Genomic DNA, 21,550 nt, shown 5'->3' with positions numbered 1-21,550 from the left:
AGGGATATGCATGAAAAAAGCCTTAATTTTAATACTGTTATTGGGCATTATCCTGTTCAGTACATTATCAGCCTTTGCAGCTGAGACCATTACGGTCTGGGCGATGGGGGCGGAAGCTAAAAAGATTGGTGCGATGGTAGAGAAATTTGAAAAAGCGTATCCGGGGTTAAAAGTAAAGGTTCAGGCTATACCCTGGAGCAGTGCTCATGATAAGTTAATTACAGCTATTGCAGGTGGTACTGTACCTGATGTTGCTCAGATGGGGACAACCTGGATGGCTGAATTTGGATCAATTGGAGTTTTTGAAGATGTCAGTAACTATCTTAAAAACTCAAAGGTAATCAAAGAGGATGATTTCTTTGAGGGTTCTTTAAATACCAATATTGTTGATGGGAAGCTTTATGGTATTCCCTGGTATGTAGATACCCGTGTCTTATTTTATCGTACAGATTTGTTGGCTGAAGTAGGTTATGATCATCCTCCGCGGACCTGGGAGGAACTAGAAGATGTGGCACGTAAATTGGCTGCAGATGGTGGTTATGGTCTAGCATTATCTACCAATAATTATCAAGAGTTTATGCCATTTGTCTGGCAAAATGGTGGTCGGATTCTTGACGAAAATGGTGAAGTTGCTGTGACTGAACCGGCCTTTGTGGAAGCTTTGGAATTCTATGTCAAACTATTTAAAGAAGGTCTAGCACCTATTGATGCTCAGGGTACTAATTTATTTCAGGAATTTGCAGCTGGAAGGATGCCTATGTATTTCAGTGGACCCTGGATGGTAAATCTTACTCATGAGCAGGTACCGGAAATTGATGGTAAATGGTCAGTTGCTTTGATGCCGGAAAAGAAAAGCCGTACTTCCTTTATTGGTGGATGCAATCTGGTTATCTTTAAAGATTCAAAACATAAGGAAGCAGCCTGGAAATTTATTGAATTTATGACCGAGGCACAAAATCAGGTTGAGTGGTTTAAAATCTCCGGCTGTTTACCTGCCAATAAGTGGGCCTGGGAAGATACCTATTTTAATAATTTAGAAATGATGCAAGTTTTCGGAGAACAATTAAAGGATGCCAAGGCGCCTATTAATATTCCTCAATGGGCTCAGATTGAATCATTCATCCAACGGCGTGTTCAGGAGGCATGTTATGGAGAAAAGACTCCAAAAGAAGCAGCAGAGGCTTTAGCCAGAGATATTGAGGGAGTACTCTGATAGGTATAGATTCTGGTTAATCCTGACTGGCCCCTCCTAAAAGGAGGGGTCAGAAGCTCATTATATTAGGTGGGAGATGTATAAAATGAAAAAGGATATAAAAGTACCATTATTATTTTTAGCACCAGCATTGGTTTTGATGTTGATTTTTATGATACTTCCGATTTTTGTTTCCTTTTATCTCAGTCTGACCGATTTTAATGTTTTTGCTCTGGTAGATTGGAGCAAAGCTAAATTTATAGGTCTGGAAAATTACCGAAAATTATTAAATGATGAACTTTTCTGGAAAGCTTTAAAAAACACCTTGTATTTTGTAGCAATTGGGGTTCCCTGTGCAATTATATTTTCCTTATCATTTGCTATTTTATTAAATAGGCCGGATATTATTGGAAGGAATCTATTCCGGGTTGGTTTTTATCTGCCCCATATTACCACAACAGTAGCTATTGCTGTTGTCTGGAAATGGGTTTTAAATCCCCGTTATGGAATTTTAAACTGGGCATTAAGTCTTTTTGGAATTACTGGTCCTAGCTGGTTGGGAGACCCCAGATGGGCAATGCCAGCTATAATTATGTTAGTTGTCTGGAAGGGTTTGGGTTATAACATCATTATCTTTCTTGCTGGATTACAAAATATCCCGGAACATCTTTATGAAGCTGCTCAAATTGATGGTGCCAATCGCTGGCAGCAGTTATTTCATATCACTATTCCATTATTACGACCCACTACTTTTTTTGTTACCGTTATGACTTTGATTGGTTATCTTCAGCTCTTTGCAGAACCGTATATGTTAACTGATGGTGGACCGTTAAATTCAACTTTATCTATAGTTCTCTATATGTATAGACAGGGATTTAAGTTTTTCAATCTGGGTTATGCTTCTGCAATTGCCTATGTTCTTTTTGGTATCATATTTGTGGCTACATTGATTCAGATGAAATTTAGAGATGAGGAAATTCAATACTAGTGATTTTAATAATTATGGAGGTGAAAAATTGCCTGTTAACCTTATAAAAGGTTTAAGGCGAGAAATTTATGAAAGAAAAAATTTTTTTAATAGAAAAGATAATTGTTCATCTGGTGGTATTGTTGGGTTTGATTGTTATGATTGCCCCATTTCTATGGATGTTGTCCACATCTTTTAAAAGTACAAAGGCGATTTTTCGTTTTCCGCCCGATTGGATTCCTAATAATCCAACCCTGATCAATTACACCAAACTATTTCAGACATTAGATTTTTTGACACCTTTTAAGAATACGATTATTGTGGCTTTTTCAATTACTACCCTCTCTTTATTGATCTGTTCAATGGCTGGCTATGCTTTTGCCAAGTTTCAGTTTCCAGGGAGGGATAAATTATTTTTGGGGTTGTTGGGAACCTTGATGATACCAGGCCAGATTACAATGATTCCGGTGTTTTTGTTGCTAAAAAAATTGGGATTGCTAAACTCCTATCTGGGATTGATTTTACCCGGGTTAGCAAGTGCTTTTAGTATCTTCTTTATGCGGCAATTTATAAGGACTATTCCAGACGAGCTATTAGAAGCGGCCAGGATTGATGGGGCAAGTGAGTTATATATCTTTTTCAAGATTATTTTACCACTTTGCAAACCTGCCCTGGCAACTTTAGGAATCTTTAACTTTACGGGTTCGTGGAATTCATTTTTATGGCCATTGATTATTGCAACAGATGAAAAGATGTACACTCTTCCAGTAGCTATTGCTAATTTGGGAGGTCAGTATCAAACTGAATATGGATTACAGATGGCAGGAGCGGTGATTGTTGTCTTGCCCGTAATTATTGTCTTTCTTATGGCACAAAAATATTTTATTCGTGGGATAACTTTATCGGGATTAAAGGGTTAGCTATACCGGAACAGCAAAGGAGGAAACAGAATGGTAACAAATAGAGTAGAATTTGAAGATGGATATTTTAAAATAGATGGAAAGCCGGAATTTTTGTACGGCGCAGAAGTACATTACTTTAGGATTCCAAAAGGGGAATGGCAGGATCGCTTACAAAAGGTAAAAGAAGCGGGGTGTAATCTGGTAAGCACATACATTCCCTGGATCTGGCATGAGCCTTATGAGGGAAAGGTTGATTTAACCGGAAAAACCCATCATCAGCGGGATGTAGTTGGTTTTCTCGATCTCTGTCATGAGATGGGTTTTTATACAATTGTTCGGCCTGGCCCTTATGTAATGGCTGAATTGGTCAATTATGGACTTCCCGGGTGGTTATTAAAAAATTATCCCGAAATTATTGCCAGAGATAAAAATGGTTCTCTCCATCCTCTTGCGGTTGTATCATATTTACATCCTACTTACCTTAATAAGGTGAGAGATTGGTATAGAATGGTTATGCCTATTATAAAGGAAAGATTGATTTCCAGAAACGGAAATATTATAATGGTTCAATTATGTAATGAAATTGGTATGCTTAATTGGGTTTCCGGGAAATCGGATTACTCACATATAACCTGGACGTATTTTCTCAAATTTCTCCAAAACAAATATGGAAATATGGAACAATTAAATAAAACTTATGGAACTAATCTTGAAGATTATAAAGAAATTTCTCCGGAAGCAATCTGTAATCAATCTATTTTTAGCCGGGATTGGGGTTTATTCTGGCGCTGGTATATAAAGAAGTATGTAGAAGAGCTGACTGCTTATGCAAAAAAAGAGGGTATTGATGTACCAATTTTAATTAATGTTCATGGCTTCAAAGACTATTCATTATATAGCCGGGGAATCGATTATCCTATAGGATTATCTCAATTATATTCCATATCTGAGCTTCCCCAAACAGTACTGGCAGGAGATTTTTATCCTGGTAGAATTGGTTATGATACCTTTCATGATCTGGTTATTGCTTCAGAATTTACAAAGGCAATTCAGAATATAGAAATTCCTCTCTTTTCAGCAGAGTTTCAAGCAGGGAGACTTGCTGATAGACCCCGTATTTATCCTCAGGATTTAGAACTCAATACCAGAACCTGTGTTGCCCACGGTATGAATGCTTTAAATTATTATATGTTTGCTGGCGGGGTTAATTTAGAGGGTATTGGTGAATTTGGTAGATACCATGAGTGGCAGGCTCCTCTTGCTTCAAATGGAGATAAGAGACCCAGCTTTTTTAATGCACGTCGGATGGGGAGGTTTTTCAAAACTTTTGGACGACAGTTTGTCAGGACTAGAAAGAAGGTTGTAACACATGTAGGTTTTTATCCAGATTATTATATGACTGAGACTGAAGAACTTAATAAAGGAGAAGAAGTCTCTAAATTAATTCATGAACGGGAAAATTTCTTCTTTGACGGAATAATTCGCCTTCTTATCTGTGCTAACCTTCATTTTCAAGCCCATGATCTATTAAAAGTCAGCTTAGAAGAATTGATGGAGTGTAAGACCTTATGGGTTTTTGCTCAAGAGATGATGGTAGAGGATATCCAACAAAAGTTGGTACAATATGTGCAAAATGGTGGTAAATTAATCCTTTTTCCGCATGTACCTGTTAAAAATATGGTAGGAAAGCGGGCGACAATTCTAAAAGATGCTTTGCAAATCAAAGTGGAAGATAGATTGAATGGGCGTTATCTGGCCTCTTATAAAGGATATAGGAGTTTTTCGGTTATGAATCCGTACCTTTTTAAAGAAGATGAAAACACTATTTCACTGGTTTGTCTGGATAAGTCTAGGGGTATTTGCGGAATCAGAAAAACTGTTGGTAAAGGGGAAGTAGTAGTTTTGGGTTTTGGCTTTAATCATATGTACAATTATCAGATTGGAATTATAAAAGACCTGGCTTTAGAATTGGGGATCGAACAGGAATTTTTAACTGATAATGATAATATCTCGATAGTTGCCAGAGTGGAAAATGAGAAAGGATTTATATCAGTGCTGAATTATGATGACATTCCCCAAAAGTTTAAGATATTAAGGAAAAATAAAGAACTATTTGATGGTCATGAAATAACACTAAATCCGCGCAGTGGACTAATTCTACCCTGGAATATTCCCCTTACAGATGATTTAATTATTGAATATTCTACTGTAGAGATTCTGTCTATTGATTGTAATCAAAATGGTTTTTCTCTGGCTGTTGCTGGTAATGGATCTACTCAGGGGATCATTAAATTAACCGGGAAATCAACTACTCGAATAGAAATAGATGGTAGGCGAGTGTTAAAAGTTGAAGGTCAGGGTGATGATATATTCATCAATCTGGATCTGGATTCAAATCAGGAGGAAGTGCTTGTAGATGTTTTTATTGATATTGATTAAATCTCCCTATTCAGGGAGATTTTTTCATTTTCTAATGAGTAAATTTAAAAAGTCAGTAAATGCTCTAGAAAAGATGCGGCGAGACAGTTATGCGACTTCTTTAATTGATGTAATATAAATAGTATGTTAAAATAATTTTTAAGCACAATACTTTGTTGATTTTATAAAACTAATTCGTGATAGAAATGATTGAAAATACCAGAATGCATATTATAGCCAGAATTGGCAAATTGGAACTGATGATCATAAAAATCTAAACCTGACATTAGACGACAGGGTGAGATTATTGAATTAAAAACTGATTTTTCAGAGTTGGAAATTAATATAAAGATAAAAGGGATTGTAAAAAAGAGGCTGAAAAGAGTGTTGATCTGGAAGAAGCTAAGATCATTTTCTCCGGTGGTCGTGGTTTAGGAAGCCCTGAAGGTTTTAAGTTTATTAAAAAGTTAGTTGACGTTCTGGGTGGTGAAGTCGTTTCTCACCGTGCCTGTGTCGATTGTGGTTGGATTGGTCACGAGCATCAGGTAGGACAGACAGGGAAGACGGTTCAACCTGATCTTTATATAGCCTGCGGAATTTCTGGAGCTATTCAGCATCTAGCAGGTATGAGCAATTCCAAAATAATTGTAATACAAACGTGCTAGTCTTTAAGTAGCTGATTATGGTATTGTTGGTGATGTATATCAGGTAGTTCAAAAAGTAATTGGAGCTTTAAAAGAGCAATGAAAAAACCTGGAGCAGTTTGCTTCAGGTTTTTTTTAGTTTAATTTTTAAAGGACTATTAAATTTAAAGCGTCAGATTTTACTATCTGGTCGGGTGAATATTTATTATATTTCAGAAATAGACATAGAAAAAGGGGGATTAAGATGGAGGTTGAGAGAATGGGGAAAGTCTGGACGTTGGGTTTATCTTGGGGTTTACTGGCCTGGATACCCTATTTTATGAATCTACCCTTTGTTTTTGGGATAACTTTAGGGCTACCTGTTTTTCTTGCTGGTTATATGATTTGTTTTTTCGAAATCTTTATCGACTCAATCCCGGACGGTTTGTTTTTTTGTCTAAGCCTTCCTATCGGAGTGGTATTATGCTGGGTAATACGAAGTATTATTTCTATAGGTGGTAAAAATAAAGGGGTAGAGTGTGAAAAAGAGAGGTGGTTTAATTGTTCTGGAAAACATTATTAACAACATTTGGCTTGGTCTTTCTGGCAGAGTTGGGAGACAAAACCCAATTGGCCACCATGCTTTTAGTATCCCAAAATAAATCTCCAAAAGCCGTTTTTTTCGGTGCGGCTTTGGCTCTTGTTTGTTCAACTTTTTTAGGGGTGGCCCTGGGTTTTCTTTTAAATAAAATAATCCCCGCTAACTATATTCAGGTAGCTGCAGGGATTGCTTTTATTGCTATTGGCTGTTTACTTCTTTTTGGTAAGATTTGACTTGATGGGGATCTACGTGGATGAAAACTTCTTTAATCTGATGATTATCAATATTAGAGATGATCTGATCTTTCACCAGATGTGCAATTCTATCGCCTTCATCAACACTTAAACTGGGGTTTACTGTAATGGTCATTTCAATAATTTCAGAACCAGCATGTTTTCTTACTTTTAGGTCAGTTATATCCTTCACTTTTTTGATGGATTGAGCAATCTTAGTAATCTGAGTCAGATAGGTGGAATCCGGTGAGGCTTCCATTAGTTCGTGGATGGTATCGATAAGAATTTCTCCGCCCATGTGGATAATCATTCCTGCAACTATAATTCCAGCAATGGGATCCAAGATAGGTAATCCGTTTCGTGCTGCTATAATTCCGAAAATAGCTGCAATTGAAGAAATAGCATCTGAGCGGTGGTGCATGGCATCGGCAATAATTGCAGGACTGTTAATCTTTCGGCCAACATATAACGCATAGCGATAAGTACCTTCTTGAGCTATAATAGAAATGATTCCGGCATAGATATTTATTGTTTCTGGATAAAAGAAGTTTTGTGTAAATATACTTGCCATATTATCTTTTATAATTATTATGCCGCTTATGATCAAACTCAAAGCTAAGATATTTGCAGCCAGGGTTTCAGAACGTTCATGACCGTAGGGATGGCAGGAGTCAGGAGGTTTACTGGCCACTCTAAGACTGAAAAGCACAATAATTGTAGAAAAAGAGTCAGAAGCAGAGTGAATACCATCAGCAATCATGGCCCGGCTATGAGCCAGGTATCCGACACTTATTTTAAAGATGGCAAGAAAACTGTTGATGAAGAGAGCAAAGAGTGATACTTTTTTTCCTTCATAGAATCGGGAATTTATCTTCAACATTAACCCACTCCTTTGTAATGCAGGGAGGGTTAGCCCTACAGAATAAAAGTCCCTCTACCACTATACGTAGGGTCAGGCCAGGGTGTGCAAAAAAAATGGAGGGGGCTATCAAATTATTAGACCCCTCCATTATTCTGATGATTACCCTCTTGGAATGAAAGTACTACATTGGGTTTCTTGTGAGGTGTTGGCTGCATTTTGGCCGGCAAGTACCCCAATTTCCATATAGGTATTGTTGTACCTTTCATTTAAGTTGACCTGAATTTCATCAGCAGTACAAATGTCATTTTGCCAATACTTGCAATTCTGTACCGAGCAACCGATTTTGGCCATTTAGCTGTCACCTCCAGTTTTTATCATTATATATGTTTACCCCCATTTACAGATTTTATACACTTAAAAAAAAGAATTAAAAAAAGTTTGAGAAGAGTTGTTCATGGTTATACTAAAAGAAAAAAATGGGGGGAGGAAAAGATATATGTTATTATGTTTACCGTGTAAAAAAATTTTGTTAATTAGACTTAAACAGAAGAAAAGTTTTTGGATGGATCTATGTCCTGAGTGCCGTGTTAAAGTTCTAGAGTCTTTAAAAATATTAAAGACCGGGTAGTTTTTTAAAAATAATTTAGGAAGATTTTAATATTAAAAACCCACGCCTGTGGGTTTATTTATATTTATTATTGATCTTATTATAAATATTCAGAACTAAAAAAATATTGGTGTAATTAAAGGATTTTAAAATTATATGTCGAAAAAATATAACGATAACAATATAAAAAAAAAAGTTGAAAGGGGTTGAACAAATGTTCAAGAGAAATCTTACTTCAAGAATTTTATTACTGGTTCTTATAGTACTGCTTGGCTTTAATGCTTTTGTTTTTGCAAGCAGTCAAAAAGCTCCTAAGTATGTGTTTTACTTCATTGGTGATGGTCTGGGGTCTTCTCAAAGACAGGCAGCCGAATATTTTCTCCAGGTGAAAACTGGTGATAATACTGTAAAACTGGTTATGAATCAATTTCCTGTTGCGGGTATTAACACAACCCATTCTTTAGATTCTCTGGTAACTGATTCTGCCGCTGCTGGTACTGCTTTAGCTACCGGTTTTAAAACTGATAATGGTATGATTGCCCAATTACCGGATGGAACAAATGTTAAAACTCTTGTTGAGGCTGCTGAGGAAAAGGGTATGGCAACCGGTATCATTACTACTATGAGATTAACCCATGCAACTCCAGCGGTCTTTGCAGCTCATAATCAAAGCAGAGGTAATGAAAATGAAATTGCTGTTGATTATCTGGACAGCGGTGTCGAGTTCTTTGCAGGTGGTGGATATAGACACTTTGTTCCACAGAATGGAGAATTGAAGTCAAAGAGAAAAGATGACAGAAATCTTATTGAAGAGTTTGAAAAGTTGGGATATAAAATATTTGTAACAGAGAATGATACTGAGAAATTTAGAAATTATAAGCCTGTAGGAAAGGAGAAAGTATTTGCTGTATTTACTTACAGTCATTTGCCGTACGAAATTGATAGAAATGATAATGTACCATCATTAGCTGAGCTTACTCAAAAAGGTATTGAAGTTTTATCTAAATATGAGAATGGTTTCTTTATGATGGTTGAAGGTGGAAAAATCGACTATGCTTCTCATGCAAATGACCCAGCTGGTGTAATTCATGATGTTTTAGCATTTGATAAAGCCATTGCAAAAGCTTATGAGTTTTACAAGCAACATCCTGAAGAGACTCTGATCGTAATTATTGGAGACCACGAAACTGGTGGTTTTGGACTGGGATTTGGAGATAATTATTTCTTAAAACTCCAGGAGTTAATGGATGTTAAGGCTTCTGTAGATAGTATCCGTTATAAAGGAGATAGAGAAGCATTGTATAAGTACTTAGCAGAGAATTTTGGTCTGGATGACCTGACAGATAAAGAAAAAGCTGAGCTTGAAAGGGCAATGGATATGGCAGATGCCGGTGAAAAAATTGAAAATGGTCCTTCCTGGTTAAGTCCGGTTAATGCAGCAGTTGCTCATATTGTATCTGAAAGAGCCAATTTATTCTGGACTACATATGCTCACACCGGAACTGCTATTCCAATGTCAGCTATAGGAGTTGGTGCAGCTAACTTTGGTGGTTTTAAGGATAATAGTGAGATTGCCAAAACTATGGCAGATTTGATGGGCTTTAAATTAACTGAACTCAAATAATTAATGATAATTGATAAGGGCTTGAAAAATAGCCGGGATTTTCCCGGCTATTTTTCAAATTTTAAATGATTAAACTGCAAAAAGCTAATTTTTCGCTTCTTGAGAAATTTTTCGAATCATCTAAAGCTTGATTTCCGCCGAAATAAGGCTTCCTAATCAAAGGGCCCTCCTGGCTCTTGATTAGCTCATCACCTTCTGTGATGAGGCCTCATTTCGTCGGAAATCTCGTTAAGATGATTTAGCGAAAAATTTCTATGTGGCTCAAAATTAGCTTTTTGCAGTATAATCTTAAATAAAATATTTCTGATGGCAGTTATTGAATAGTTTTGAGGTGAAAAATTATGAAAAAGTTTATGCCTGTATTTTTTATAATAGGATTAACTCTATTATTGATCGGATTATTGGTTATAGATAATTCGGAAAAAATTAAGAGTAAGAATGTTTTAGAAGTTAGAGCTATTGTATTAGAAACAGATGATAGTGAAATGATTAAGTCAGGGATATCAATGATTGGTAACCAGTTTCTTGTTATAAGAATTTTAGAAGGTAAATATAAGGGTCAGAAGATCAATGCTGTCAATCATTTGATGGGTAAATTACAGCTAGATCATTATTATAAACCGGGAGATAAAATTGTTGTTGCTATTACAGAGAAAGATAATCGGGTAATAGGTGCAAAAGCTATAGATCTATACCGACAGAATTGGGAGTTAGTACTTTTTGGGTTTTTTGTTTTATGTTTAATATTATATGCCGGTTATACAGGCTTAAAGGCACTATTTTCTTTTGTGGCTAGCCTCTATATAATCTGGACTTTTCTCATACCTGGACTATTGGAAGGAAAGGACCCGTTATTATTGGCTTTATTTGTATTGATATTGTTGTCAGCTATAATCCTTTTTTCTGTGGCCGGGTTTACTAGGAAGGGATTGGCAGCTTTTTTGGGAACAATGTGTGGTCTATTTGTTACCATCGGTATAACAATATTTTTTGGTAACAAATTAGTTCTGGCTGGTATGACAGCACCTTTTGCAGAGACTTTACTTTATAGTGGACATCTTGGTTTAAATATGAAACATATCTTTTATGCAGCTATAATAATAGGTGCATCAGGTGCGGCAATGGATATTGCGATAGATATTGCTGCATCTATGGAAGAAGTGAAAATGAAAAAACCTGATATAACAGTTAAAGAATTAATTCAATCAGGTTTTAATGTTGGTAGATCAGTTATAGGAACAATGACCACAACACTGTTATTGGCTTATTCTGGTGGGTATTTAACTTTATTGATGCTGTTTATGACAAAGAATACGAGTTTTATGCGGATTGTAAATTTTAAGTTAGTAGCAGCGGAAATACTCAGAACTATAACTGGAAGTATAGGACTTGTTTTGGTGGCACCTATTACTGCTATTTTTGCAGGTTGGATATACTGTATGGAGCCCAGAAAATTCTTTCAAAAAGTGATGAGGAAGTGATTTTATTTTAAGGACAGGATTTAGAGCAAATCAAAGCCCCTACCTGTAAAGTAAACAGGTAGGGGCTCATTTTTTAGTGTTTAGGAAATTATACTTTTTGCAGGTTGTGGATAACATTATGATCAAACTGCACAAAGCTAATTTTGAGCGATATTGAAATTTTTCGTTAAACCATCTTAGTGAGATCGAACTTTAGATGGTTCGAAAAACTTCACTGTGAAGCGAAAAATTAGCTTTGTGCAATACCTGAAGGGCATTTTGTTCTTTAAATTTACAAGAGGAGGGGATATGGTGCAGAGTTAAGAATTAAATTTAACTCTATCAAATGCTCCCTCTGAATTACCAATAACAATTGTGGCTACTGCATCTCCAGTAATATTGACTACGGTTCTGGTCATATCCAGAATTCGGTCAACACCAATAATTAGAGCAATACCTTCAACAGGTAATCCTACCGATTGTAGTACCATAGAAAGGGTTATTAATCCTACCCCAGGTACACCAGCAGTACCAATGGAAGCAAGGGTAGCAGTTAAGATAACCATTAAAAGAGCCTGGAAGCTCAAATCAATGCCAAACACCTGAGCTATGAAAATAGTAGCCACACCTTGCATAATTGAGGTACCATCCATATTAATGGTAGCACCCAATGGAAGAGTAAAACTACAGATCTCATTGGAAACACCTAATTTACTTTCTACTGTCTCTATTGTGACCGGTAAAGTAGCATTACTACTACTTGTGCTGAAAGCTACCATCATTGTAGGAGAGAATTTTTTAAAGAAAGTTAGTGGATTAACCCGGGCCAGCAGGGTAAGAGCGCTGGAATAAGTGATAGTAGTGTGCAGTAACAATGCTAAGAGAACGGTACTCATATATTTAATAAGTGGAAGAATTATTTCCAATCCCTGTGAAGCGATTACTTTGGCAATAAGAGCAAAGACTCCGTATGGTGCAAAAACTAGAACTATACTAACCATTTTTATCATTACTTCATTTAATATATTTGCTAGTTCAAGGATTGGTTGTGCTTTTTCCCCAACATAAGCTATAGCAATACCGGTCAAAATGGCAAATAAAATAATTTGCAACATATTACCTTCTGTCATTGCTGCAAATGGATTGGTTGGGATGATATCAGTCAAAACATCCATAATAAATGGTGGGGTTTTAGACTGAAAGGCAGCTTCTGAAGATAAGTTAATTCCTATACCGGGATTTATAATATATGCAAGAATCAAACCAATAGTAATTGCAATAGCTGTAGTGGACATATAAAATATCAATGTTTTCCCACCAATACGTCCTAACTTTTTTAAGTCACCAATTCCTGCAGCGCCACAGGCAAGAGAAATAAGTACTAAAGGTACAACCATCATTCTAATTCCACGTATGAAAATATTTCCTACAGGTGTTAAAATCCACTTCTCCAATGCTTGATATACTTCCTGAGATAGGAAAAGATTAGCAATAACTCCAAAAACTACTCCTGCCAGTAAAGCTATAAATATTTGTGTCGTCAACGTCATCTGTTTCTTCATTTACTCCACCCTCTCTTCAAAATATTTTGACGTGATGTAGATAATTATACAATGATTCTTATAAATATCCAAGTGGCATGAGGAAAGTTTAAATATTCTGACAAAAAAAGTTTGTGGAAATATATTAGAACCAATAAAGTAAATTTTAACCAGAGTTCAATTTATCGAATAAAAAATTTTTTAATTTAATTAGGTAAAACAATAAAATATTAATAAACTTAAAGTTATTTTCACCAGAAAGGAGGTCTTTTTTATGTTTGAAGTTGAAATTATCTATACGATTCAATGAACTACGAAATTCAAACTCTTTTTACTTATTACTAGTCATATAGTTTAAATTTTCAAAAAAATAATAAAATGAGAGCAAAGTATAAATCTAATGATGAAATGTGAAGCTATTTAACCATATTAAAAAAAATATAATGAATTTTCGGATTTGTCTGATGTTAAAAAATTGTATATAATTGTTATTGAAAACGTTAACGGTAACGTTAACGGTAACGTTAACAGTAAATTTCTACTATATATTTTACATAAAGTGAGGGTTAACAAAGATGAGTGTAACAATTAAAGATATTGCTAAAGAAGCAAATGTTTCCACCACTACTGTATCAAGAGTATTAAATAATAAACCTGATGTTAGTGATAAAACTAAAAAAAAGGTTTTAGAGGTTATAAATAAGTTAGGGTATAATCCCAATGGTATTGCCAGAGGGCTTGTTTTACAGAAAACATATACCATTGGTCTAATTATACCTGATATTTGCAATCCTTTCTTTCCAGAGGTGGCCAGAGGGATACAGGATAAAGCCAGACAATTGGGTTATTCTGTAATTTTTTATAACACGGATAATAATAAGCAAAGAGAAAAAGAGGCTATTGATTTGCTGAAAAGTAAACAGGTGGATGGTATAATTTTATCCTTATCAATGAGCAATAAGGAAGAGCTGGATAAATTAGAAGAAGAAAATTTTCCTGTTGTACAGATTGATAGAAAAATTCCAGGTTCAATATTTCCAACGGTAACTATTGATAATATTTTATCAGCATATAATGCTACGAAATATTTAATAGAATTGGGGCATAAATATCTGGCTCATATTACTGGAAATCTTGGAACTAAAACTGGTCAGGATAGATTAGAGGGTTTTAAACAGGCTTTAAAGGAATTTAATCTTGATTATAAAGATGAATATATTTTAGAGGGAGATTATAGTAAAGAGTCTGGATATAAGCAGATGAAAACTTTACTTACTCAAAAGAAAAGGCCTACTGCTGTATTTGCTGCTAATGATTTGATGGCGATCGGTGCATATGAAGCAATTTTTGATTATGGATTAAAAATACCTGAGGATATATCTATTATAGGCCATGATGATATAGATATAGCTTCCATAATTAGACCTGGTTTAACTACTATGACTCAACCTAAGTATAAATTAGGACAAATAGCGGCAGAAATGTTAATTAAAAGGATTGAGGGATTGGAATCTGATAATCAGCAAGAAGTAGTTTTAAATACTGAATTAATTGTAAGAGATTCAACAGGAGGGTGGAATGATGAAGAATGATATTTTAGTAGTAGGTAGTATGAATATGGATCTGGTAGTCCAAACAGATCGTTATCCAAAAAAAGGTGAGACTATTATTGGAAATGACTTTAAGCTAGTACCGGGAGGAAAGGGATCAAATCAAGCTTTAACCATTGGAAAATTGGGTGGCAATGTTAGTTTTATTGGAGCATGTGGAAAGGATTATTTTGGTGATATATTGTTATCCAGTTTAAAAAAGGGTGGAGTTAATACAGACGCAGTATATAGGTTGGAAGAGTCTACAGGGATAGCAGCTATCACAATAGAAAAAAATGGAGATAATCGAATAATTATAGTTCAAGGGGCTAATAGTAAGTTGACTCCGGAAATGATTGATACATTAAAGAATAAGATAAGTAGAGCAAAAATTGTATTGCTTCAGTTAGAAGTACCTCTAGAAACTGTTATACATACTATAGAGTTGGCTCATCAATATAATACCAAAGTAATACTTGATCCTGCTCCTGCCAGAAAATTACCAGAAAATATTTATCATAAGATAGATTATCTTTTGCCAAATGAAGGTGAATTAGATTTATTGCTAAAAGATTATAATTTACCAACTCTGGAAGACAAAGTAGCTCAACTTTTGGACTGGGGAGTTGGGGCAGTCTTAGTGACTAGAGGAGAGAAGGGAATATCTTTATATACAAAAGGTATGCAGAAAACATTTGAAGCAATTAAGGTGGAAGTTGTCGATACAACAGCAGCAGGAGATGCTTTTGCAGGGGCTTTTTCTTTAGGTTTGTACCGAAATTGGTCTATTGAAGAGTCTATAAATTATGCTAGAATCGTTGCAGCTTTAACAGTTACAAAATTAGGTGCGCAAAGTTCTTTACCTGACATTTCTGAAGTAGAGAAATTTAAAAAAGAAAAGGGGTTATAGTAATGAAAAAACATGGTGTTTTAAATGCTGATCTTTCAAAATTATTAGCTGAGATGGGACATACAGATAAGTTAGTAATTTGTGACTGTGGTTTGCCAATACCAAAAACAGCTAATTGTATTGATTTAGCTTTGACCAAAGGTATTCCTAAATTTCTAGAGGTATTACAGGTAGTTTTGGATGACCTGGTGGTTGAAAAAGCAATTATAGCCAATGAAATGAAGGAAGTAAGTCCAGACCTCTATCAAAAGACACTGGAGATTTTAGGAGATATTCCAGTTGAATATTGTTCACATCAGGAATTTAAAGATATGACTCATGAAGCAAAAGGTATTGTACGAAGTGGTGAAATAATACCTTATGCAAATATAATCCTGGTATCAGGGGTTGATTTCTAGTGGAAAATAAAGAAATAGTTTTAGAGATGAAAAATATTATTAAGACTTTTCCTGGAGTTAACGCTCTTAATAAGGTTAATTTGAAACTTTATAAGGGTGAGGTTCATGCATTATTAGGAGAAAATGGAGCAGGTAAATCTACATTAATGAAAATTTTAAGTGGAATTTATAAAAAAGACGGCGGTTCTATATATTTAAATGGAGAAGAAGTTGAATTTAATAATCCTAAAGAAGCACAGAACGCAGGTATAGCTATAATTCATCAGGAATTAGAATTGATTCCGGAGTTAACTGTAGCGGAAAATATTTTTCTAGGTCGGGAACCTAAAAAGGGTATTTTTATTGATTTTAAAAAGTTGATTCAAAAGGCAGAAGAAATAATAAATAAGTTAGGGGTTAATATTGATCCCAGAAGTAAAGTGAAAGATTTAAATATTGGTAATCAGCAGATGGTTGAGATAGCAAAAGCATTGTCTCAAAATGCAAATATTTTAGTTATGGATGAACCTACTTCTTCTTTAACTCAAAAGGAAATAGATATTTTGTTTTCTTTGATAGAAAGATTAAAAGATAGTATTTCAATAATTTATATTTCTCATAGGATGGAAGAAATTTTTAGGATTTGTGATAGAGTTACTGTTTTAAGGGACGGAAAAAATGTAGGGGAAGTAAAGGTTAAAGGTACATCTCATGAAGAATTGATAAGTATGATGGTTGGACGTAAGATCGAAAATAGATTTCCGAAAATTAAGAATAATAAATCGAAAAAGATTTTAGAAATTAAAAATATCACTGTTCCAGGAAAAATATATGATGTCTCTTTAGATGTTTATAAAGGTGAAGTTTTGGGAATAGCAGGATTAATGGGATCAGGAAGAACAGAATTAGCTAAATGTATATTTGGAGTTTATCCTCCACAAAAGGGAGAGATTTATTTTAAAGGTAAAAGAGTAAATATTAACTCTCCAAAAAAAGCAATAAAATTGGGAATCAATTATTTAAGTGAAGATCGAAAAGGTGAAGGCTTAATTTTAAATATGTCTGTTCAAAAAAATATCACTTTATCTGAGCTTAAACAGATATTAAAATTTGGATTTATTATGGACAAAAAAGAGAAAAGGATGGCTATGAAATATATTGATGATTTAAAAATTAAGACACCACATGCTCAGCAAATAGTAGAAAACCTAAGTGGGGGCAACCAACAGAAAGTAGTGATTTCAAAAGTATTATCTACTAAACCTGAGGTAGTAATATTGGATGAACCTACTCGTGGTATTGATGTTGGAGCTAAAAAAGAAATCTATGATCTAATAAATTTATTAATTGAAAAAGGAGTAGCAATAATTTTAATTTCATCTGAATTACCTGAGATATTAAATTTAAGTCATAGAATAGTAGTTATGCATGAACATCGTCTGGTTGGTTCATTAATGGCAGAAAATGCAAACCAGGAAGAAATAATGAAATTGGCTATGGGAGGGAAATAGATTGAATTTAGTAAAAAAAGAAAACCCAATTAATCAATACTTGTCGCAGGCTTTAAAATTCGCTGGAAAATTTAAATCAGGTATTGGATTGATAGGATTAATAATAGTTCTATCTTTTTTAAGCGAATATTTCTTAACTTTACCTAATCTACTTAATGTAACCAGGCAGGTATCAATTAATGCTATTTTAGCGTTTGGAATGACTTTTGTTATTCTCACAGGTGGTATTGATTTATCGGTAGGATCTATTTTAGCTTTAACATCAGCAATTACAGCTGGATTATTATCTACTGGCTATGATGTCGTTATTGCTATATTAGCAGGATTGTTATTGGGTGCTATATTAGGATTATTCAGCGGTATATTAGTGGCTAAAGCAAAAATGCCCCCTTTTATAGTTACATTGGGAATGATGACTATAGCCCGGGGTTTTACCTTAATTTACTCAGGAGGTAGACCTATTTCTGGCTTCAATAAAACCTTTAGATTTTTAGGGGCTGGGTATTTGGGGATTATACCATTTCCTGTAGTGATCATGATAATAATTTTGTTAATTTGTTATATTGTACTGAGAAAAACTTCATTTGGCCGTTATGTCTATGCTGTAGGTGGAAATGAAAAAGCAACAAAACTTTCTGGAATAAATACCGATGCTATTAAGATGAGTGTTTATGCAATTAGCGGTTTTCTGGCTGCTGTTAGTGGTATAATTCTTACTTCCAGATTGAACTCTGCCCAGCCAACTGCAGGTACGGGTTATGAGTTGGATGCTATAGCAGCAGTTGTTTTAGGGGGTACAAGCTTAGCTGGAGGACAGGGTGGAGTTATAGGTACAATTATGGGTGCCTTAATTATTGGTGTCTTAAATAATGGTTTGAATTTATTAAATGTATCTTCATTTTATCAATTAGTTGCTAAGGGAGCAGTAATCCTTATTGCTGTCTTCCTGGATAGAAGAAGTCAACAGGCTGAATAAAACTTATTAAGGAGGTGAAGCTTTAAACTTTAATTAGAGTTTGGTGAGGAAAGTGAAGAGGAAGGGGACCAAATATAATAAAAAAGGAGGAAGATTTATGCTAAAAAGTAGATTTGCGAGTATTATGATAATTTTTGTATTGTCAATTATTTTAGTCTTGAGCGGTACTGTTATGGCTAAAGGCGTAAAAGTAGGGCTTGCAATTTCTACACTTAACAATCCATTTTTTGTTGATTTAAAAAATGGTGCTGAAGAAGAAGCAAACAAATTGGGTATAGAGTTATTGGTCGTTGATGCACAGGATGATGCAGCTAAACAATTAAGCAGTATTGAGGATTTAATTATGAAACGGGTAGATGTATTGATAATTAACCCTGTAGATGGCGATGCTATAGTTTCAGCGATTGAATTAGCTAATCAAGCTAAAATACCTGTTATAACTGTTGATAGAGGTGCTAATGGTGGTAAAGTTGCATGTCATATAGCATCTGATAATGTAGCTGGAGGTAAAATGGTTGCAGAATTTATAGCCAAAAAACTTAACGGAAAAGGTAATGTTGTAGAATTACAAGGTATTCCGGGTACTTCAGCTGCACGGGATAGAGGTAAAGGCTTCCATGAAGGGTTAAAAAATTATTCTGATATAAAAATTATTGCTAGTCAACCAGCCAATTTTAATAGAGCAGAAGGTATGGCAGTAATGGAGAATATTTTACAGGCTCATCGTAATATTGATGCTGTTTTTGCTCATAATGACTCTATGGCTCTTGGAGCGCTAGAAGCTATTGAAGCTTCAGGACGATTAGATGAAATCATAGTTGTTGGATTTGATGCTATTAATGATGCCTTAAAGGCTATTAAAGAGGGTAAATTGGCTGCAACTATTGCTCAAAAGCCAGCTTTAATGGGTCAAATGGCTGTAGAAACTGCTCAAAAGATTATTAATGGTGGAAAAGTGGAAGAATATATACCAGTACCTTTGATGCTAGTTGTAGAGTGAAATCAAGATAGGATATTTTAGATCTGATAACATAACACGTTTTCTAAGGCTCTCCTTATATTGGAGAGCCTGATTTTTTAAAATGAACTTGAAACAAGAAGAATAAAGATGTATGGACATTAAAACTAAAAAAATATATAATATATAGCAAAGAAAAATTTGAACTAATAATAAAATTTATAAGAAGAATAATTGTTTTTTAGTATATTATTTACGAATTTCTTTTATTGTTCTTTTTATCCAGTTGATGCTGTAAATTACTTTCCAAATTGTAGCTGGATATTTATAAAATGTTAATAGTTTGTCTTTATCTTTCCGCTAACTTTATGTAATTTTTAGAACTATAAATTATGTAAGGGGGGGTTCAAATTGTGGTAATAAAGGTTGAAAGAGTAAGTAAAGAGTATCGGATTAAACAAACAGAACCTGGAATTAAAGGTGCATTAAAAGGATTATTTTATTCAAACACAAAAACAATCCAGGCTGTAAAAGACATAAGTTTAACAGTAAATGAGAAAGAAATTGTTGGATTACTTGGGGCTAATGGTGCTGGCAAAACTACTTTATTAAAACTTTTGACAGGTTTGCTTTATCCAACGTGTGGAACAATTAGTGTTTTAGGTTATCGACCTTTTGAACGTTTACCGGAATTTAAAAAACAGATTACGATGGTTATGGGAAATAAAAATCAATTGTGGTGGGATTTGCCGCCCATTGAGTCATTTAACTTAACTAAGGAAATATATCAGATTAGTAATAAAGAGTATAAGCATAATTTGGAGTACTTAGTTAATCTTTTTAATATTGAGGATTTGCTAAATACTCAGGTGCGAAATCTTTCTCTTGGTCAGAGGATGAAATGTGAACTGATAAATTCTTTATTACATTTTCCAAAAGTTATTTTTCTGGATGAACCGACATTAGGATTGGATATAATTTCACAGAAAATGATACGTCAATTTATTAAAAAATATGTGCAGGAAAATAATGCAACAGTAATAATTACCAGTCACTATATTCAGGACATAACTAATCTGGCTGACCGGATTGTTATTCTTAATCAAGGTGAAAAAATATACGACAATTCACTGAGTGAATTTATAAAGGAGCATCAATTATATAAAAAGGTAACTGTTTTTGCAAAAAAATTAAGAATATTACCAGATACATGGAATGAAATGTTGTTAGAATCTGATGTATTTAAAGCAACATATAAAATTCCTAATCAGTTAATTAGTAGATTTTTGCAGGAAATTTCTGCGGTAAATACTCAAATAGAAAATTTGGTGGTAGAAGATGTACCTATAGATAATATTCTCGAGGAATATTTAGGAAGAGCTTATAATTGAGGGGTTGACAGGTATGAGAAAATATATAGCATTATTTTTGATTAAAATTAGAAATTTGTTGCAATATCGGCTTAATTTCTTTTTGACTCTTTTATCAGGAATTTTACCTCTATTTGCTCTGTTTTTTTTATGGAAAGAGATTTATTCAAAACATTCTATTATAAATGGTATGAGTTTTAATCAGATTTTTACATATTATATTTTAGCTTATTTATTATCTACATTACTTCATTCTGAAATATCGTGGGTAGTTTCAGAAGAGATTAGAGATGGTAAAATTAATAGTCATGTCCTGAAACCTATCAAATACATGTGGCTTCACTTATCCTTTCATTTATCTGATAAAGTGGTATTAATTACATTGATTTTGATAATATTTTCGATGATGTTTATATTTTTGCCTGGTCTTTTGCTACCTGTGTTTTCAATTTTAAATTTGCTTATTTTTTTGATAAGTTTATTTTTGGCCAGTATAATGGGTTTTTATTTTTCCTTTTTATTAGGTCTTATTGCTTTTTGGTGGGAACATACTGAAGGGTTATTTTATTTTCAGGCTTTAGTTTTACAGCTTTTTTCAGGTAGTATTATTCCTTTAGATTGGTATCCGGGCCAGCTGAAATATTTATTACAATTTACTCCTTTTTCTTATATGGTATATTTTCCTATTAAAATTTACCTGGGCCAGGTAACAACAGTAAACTTAGCTCAACATTTTGTAGTTTTGCTAATGTGGATATTGATTTTTCATCTGATATGTAAACTAATTTGGAAAAAAGGGATTAGAATTTATAGAGCAATTGGAGGGTAA

At 34.2% G+C, this 21,550-nt stretch carries 21 protein-coding genes; 18 read left to right on the top strand and 3 right to left on the bottom strand.

What is annotated here, in order from left to right:
- Positions 1–10 precede the first annotated feature (10 nt).
- The 7 genes from BBF96_RS10530 to BBF96_RS10500 all read left to right on the top strand — a co-directional run bounded on the left by BBF96_RS10530 (position 11) and on the right by BBF96_RS10500 (position 6,936).
- Positions 11–1,213 (top strand): sugar ABC transporter substrate-binding protein, encoded by a 1,203-nt coding sequence (locus BBF96_RS10530; RefSeq protein WP_127017110.1) that lies wholly within the window; start codon positions 11–13, stop codon positions 1,211–1,213.
- 85 nt (positions 1,214–1,298) lie between these two features.
- Positions 1,299–2,180 carry a carbohydrate ABC transporter permease gene (locus BBF96_RS10525; RefSeq protein ID WP_127017109.1) on the top strand — a complete coding sequence of 294 codons (882 nt, stop codon included), beginning with the start codon at positions 1,299–1,301 and terminating at the stop codon, positions 2,178–2,180.
- A gap of 68 nt (positions 2,181–2,248) precedes the next feature.
- On the top strand, positions 2,249–3,079 hold the full coding sequence (locus BBF96_RS10520; protein WP_127017108.1) for a carbohydrate ABC transporter permease: 831 nt from the start codon (positions 2,249–2,251) through the stop codon (positions 3,077–3,079).
- A 30-nt stretch (positions 3,080–3,109) separates the two neighbouring features.
- The gene (locus BBF96_RS10515) at positions 3,110–5,500 is read left to right on the top strand and encodes a beta-galactosidase (RefSeq protein WP_127017107.1); all 2,391 of its coding nucleotides are present in this window, start codon (positions 3,110–3,112) and stop codon (positions 5,498–5,500) included.
- 371 nt (positions 5,501–5,871) lie between these two features.
- Positions 5,872–6,144: an electron transfer flavoprotein subunit alpha/FixB family protein gene (locus BBF96_RS10510; protein ID WP_335876895.1), complete on the top strand. Its 273-nt coding sequence runs from the start codon at positions 5,872–5,874 to the stop codon at positions 6,142–6,144.
- Positions 6,145–6,367: 223 nt separating this feature from the next.
- Positions 6,368–6,685, top strand: coding sequence for a hypothetical protein (locus BBF96_RS10505; protein WP_127017106.1), 318 nt, complete (start codon positions 6,368–6,370; stop codon positions 6,683–6,685).
- A complete protein-coding gene (locus BBF96_RS10500; protein WP_127017105.1) occupies positions 6,664–6,936 on the top strand; it encodes a TMEM165/GDT1 family protein in 273 nt (90 codons plus the stop codon). Before BBF96_RS10505 ends, BBF96_RS10500 begins: the two co-directional genes overlap by 22 nt.
- Here BBF96_RS10500 and BBF96_RS10495 read toward each other — a convergent pair.
- Both BBF96_RS10495 and BBF96_RS10490 read right to left on the bottom strand, forming a co-directional pair.
- On the bottom strand, positions 6,902–7,816 hold the full coding sequence (locus BBF96_RS10495; protein ID WP_127017104.1) for a cation diffusion facilitator family transporter: 915 nt from the start codon (positions 7,814–7,816) through the stop codon (positions 6,902–6,904). The two genes, BBF96_RS10500 and BBF96_RS10495, sit on opposite strands and share 35 nt — an antisense overlap.
- Before the next feature lie 141 nt (positions 7,817–7,957).
- On the bottom strand, positions 7,958–8,149 hold the full coding sequence (locus tag BBF96_RS10490; RefSeq protein WP_127017103.1) for a DUF1540 domain-containing protein: 192 nt from the start codon (positions 8,147–8,149) through the stop codon (positions 7,958–7,960).
- A 145-nt stretch (positions 8,150–8,294) separates the two neighbouring features.
- Here BBF96_RS10490 and BBF96_RS17155 point away from each other — a divergent pair, with 145 nt between their 5' ends.
- From BBF96_RS17155 to BBF96_RS10480, 3 genes are all read left to right on the top strand, one after another.
- Positions 8,295–8,426, top strand: coding sequence for a hypothetical protein (locus BBF96_RS17155; protein ID WP_257791985.1), 132 nt, complete (start codon positions 8,295–8,297; stop codon positions 8,424–8,426).
- A 193-nt stretch (positions 8,427–8,619) separates the two neighbouring features.
- On the top strand, positions 8,620–10,029 hold the full coding sequence (locus tag BBF96_RS10485; protein ID WP_127017102.1) for an alkaline phosphatase: 1,410 nt from the start codon (positions 8,620–8,622) through the stop codon (positions 10,027–10,029).
- A gap of 341 nt (positions 10,030–10,370) precedes the next feature.
- Complete coding sequence (locus BBF96_RS10480; RefSeq protein WP_127017101.1) at positions 10,371–11,510, top strand: YibE/F family protein; 1,140 nt, start codon at positions 10,371–10,373, stop codon at positions 11,508–11,510.
- 299 nt (positions 11,511–11,809) lie between these two features.
- Here the strand turns inward: BBF96_RS10480 and BBF96_RS10475 are convergent, their stop codons facing one another.
- Entirely contained in the window at positions 11,810–13,051 is a 1,242-nt protein-coding gene (locus tag BBF96_RS10475; protein ID WP_127017100.1) for a dicarboxylate/amino acid:cation symporter, read from the bottom strand.
- A gap of 554 nt (positions 13,052–13,605) precedes the next feature.
- Between BBF96_RS10475 and BBF96_RS10470 the strand changes: the two genes are divergently transcribed.
- The 8 genes from BBF96_RS10470 (at position 13,606) to BBF96_RS10430 (ending at position 21,550) form a co-directional block, all read left to right on the top strand.
- The gene (locus BBF96_RS10470; protein WP_127017099.1) at positions 13,606–14,622 is read left to right on the top strand and encodes a LacI family DNA-binding transcriptional regulator; all 1,017 of its coding nucleotides are present in this window, start codon (positions 13,606–13,608) and stop codon (positions 14,620–14,622) included.
- The gene (gene rbsK, locus BBF96_RS10465; RefSeq protein WP_127017098.1) at positions 14,612–15,529 is read left to right on the top strand and encodes a ribokinase; all 918 of its coding nucleotides are present in this window, start codon (positions 14,612–14,614) and stop codon (positions 15,527–15,529) included. Before BBF96_RS10470 ends, rbsK begins: the two co-directional genes overlap by 11 nt.
- Before the next feature lie 2 nt (positions 15,530–15,531).
- A complete protein-coding gene (gene rbsD, locus BBF96_RS10460) occupies positions 15,532–15,927 on the top strand; it encodes a D-ribose pyranase (protein ID WP_127017097.1) in 396 nt (131 codons plus the stop codon).
- A 26-nt stretch (positions 15,928–15,953) separates the two neighbouring features.
- The gene (locus tag BBF96_RS10455; RefSeq protein ID WP_269467432.1) at positions 15,954–17,417 is read left to right on the top strand and encodes a sugar ABC transporter ATP-binding protein; all 1,464 of its coding nucleotides are present in this window, start codon (positions 15,954–15,956) and stop codon (positions 17,415–17,417) included.
- 40 nt (positions 17,418–17,457) lie between these two features.
- Positions 17,458–18,393 carry an ABC transporter permease subunit gene (locus BBF96_RS10450; RefSeq protein WP_127018243.1) on the top strand — a complete coding sequence of 312 codons (936 nt, stop codon included), beginning with the start codon at positions 17,458–17,460 and terminating at the stop codon, positions 18,391–18,393.
- 97 nt (positions 18,394–18,490) lie between these two features.
- Positions 18,491–19,393, top strand: coding sequence for a ribose ABC transporter substrate-binding protein RbsB (gene rbsB, locus BBF96_RS10445; protein WP_127017096.1), 903 nt, complete (start codon positions 18,491–18,493; stop codon positions 19,391–19,393).
- Positions 19,394–19,764: 371 nt separating this feature from the next.
- Positions 19,765–20,742 carry an ABC transporter ATP-binding protein gene (locus BBF96_RS10435; protein ID WP_164731014.1) on the top strand — a complete coding sequence of 326 codons (978 nt, stop codon included), beginning with the start codon at positions 19,765–19,767 and terminating at the stop codon, positions 20,740–20,742.
- Between the two features lie 13 nt (positions 20,743–20,755).
- Complete coding sequence (locus tag BBF96_RS10430; RefSeq protein WP_127017094.1) at positions 20,756–21,550, top strand: ABC transporter permease; 795 nt, start codon at positions 20,756–20,758, stop codon at positions 21,548–21,550.

The organism is Anoxybacter fermentans, from assembly GCF_003991135.1.
In the GTDB taxonomy this organism is placed as follows: Bacteria; Bacillota; Halanaerobiia; order DY22613; family DY22613; genus Anoxybacter; species Anoxybacter fermentans.
Note: the sequence above shows the minus strand (reverse complement) of the source record. Positions and strands in the feature narration are given on the sequence as shown.

Bases quoted from the DNA above. Each gene is read 5' to 3' on its own strand.
- BBF96_RS10530 (WP_127017110.1), top strand. From the start codon at position 11: ATGAAAAAAGCCTTAATTTTAATACTGTTATTGGGCATTATCCTGTTC.
- BBF96_RS10525 (WP_127017109.1), top strand. From the start codon at position 1,299: ATGAAAAAGGATATAAAAGTACCATTATTATTTTTAGCACCAGCATTG.
- BBF96_RS10520 (WP_127017108.1), top strand. From the start codon at position 2,249: ATGAAAGAAAAAATTTTTTTAATAGAAAAGATAATTGTTCATCTGGTG.
- BBF96_RS10515 (WP_127017107.1), top strand. From the start codon at position 3,110: ATGGTAACAAATAGAGTAGAATTTGAAGATGGATATTTTAAAATAGAT.
- BBF96_RS10505 (WP_127017106.1), top strand. From the start codon at position 6,368: ATGGAGGTTGAGAGAATGGGGAAAGTCTGGACGTTGGGTTTATCTTGG.
- BBF96_RS10495 (WP_127017104.1), bottom strand. From the start codon at position 7,816: ATGTTGAAGATAAATTCCCGATTCTATGAAGGAAAAAAAGTATCACTC.
- BBF96_RS10490 (WP_127017103.1), bottom strand. From the start codon at position 8,149: ATGGCCAAAATCGGTTGCTCGGTACAGAATTGCAAGTATTGGCAAAAT.
- BBF96_RS17155 (WP_257791985.1), top strand. From the start codon at position 8,295: ATGTTATTATGTTTACCGTGTAAAAAAATTTTGTTAATTAGACTTAAA.
- BBF96_RS10485 (WP_127017102.1), top strand. From the start codon at position 8,620: ATGTTCAAGAGAAATCTTACTTCAAGAATTTTATTACTGGTTCTTATA.
- BBF96_RS10480 (WP_127017101.1), top strand. From the start codon at position 10,371: ATGAAAAAGTTTATGCCTGTATTTTTTATAATAGGATTAACTCTATTA.
- BBF96_RS10475 (WP_127017100.1), bottom strand. From the start codon at position 13,051: ATGAAGAAACAGATGACGTTGACGACACAAATATTTATAGCTTTACTG.
- BBF96_RS10470 (WP_127017099.1), top strand. From the start codon at position 13,606: ATGAGTGTAACAATTAAAGATATTGCTAAAGAAGCAAATGTTTCCACC.
- rbsK (WP_127017098.1), top strand. From the start codon at position 14,612: ATGAAGAATGATATTTTAGTAGTAGGTAGTATGAATATGGATCTGGTA.
- rbsD (WP_127017097.1), top strand. From the start codon at position 15,532: ATGAAAAAACATGGTGTTTTAAATGCTGATCTTTCAAAATTATTAGCT.
- BBF96_RS10455 (WP_269467432.1), top strand. From the start codon at position 15,954: ATGAAAAATATTATTAAGACTTTTCCTGGAGTTAACGCTCTTAATAAG.
- rbsB (WP_127017096.1), top strand. From the start codon at position 18,491: ATGCTAAAAAGTAGATTTGCGAGTATTATGATAATTTTTGTATTGTCA.
- BBF96_RS10430 (WP_127017094.1), top strand. From the start codon at position 20,756: ATGAGAAAATATATAGCATTATTTTTGATTAAAATTAGAAATTTGTTG.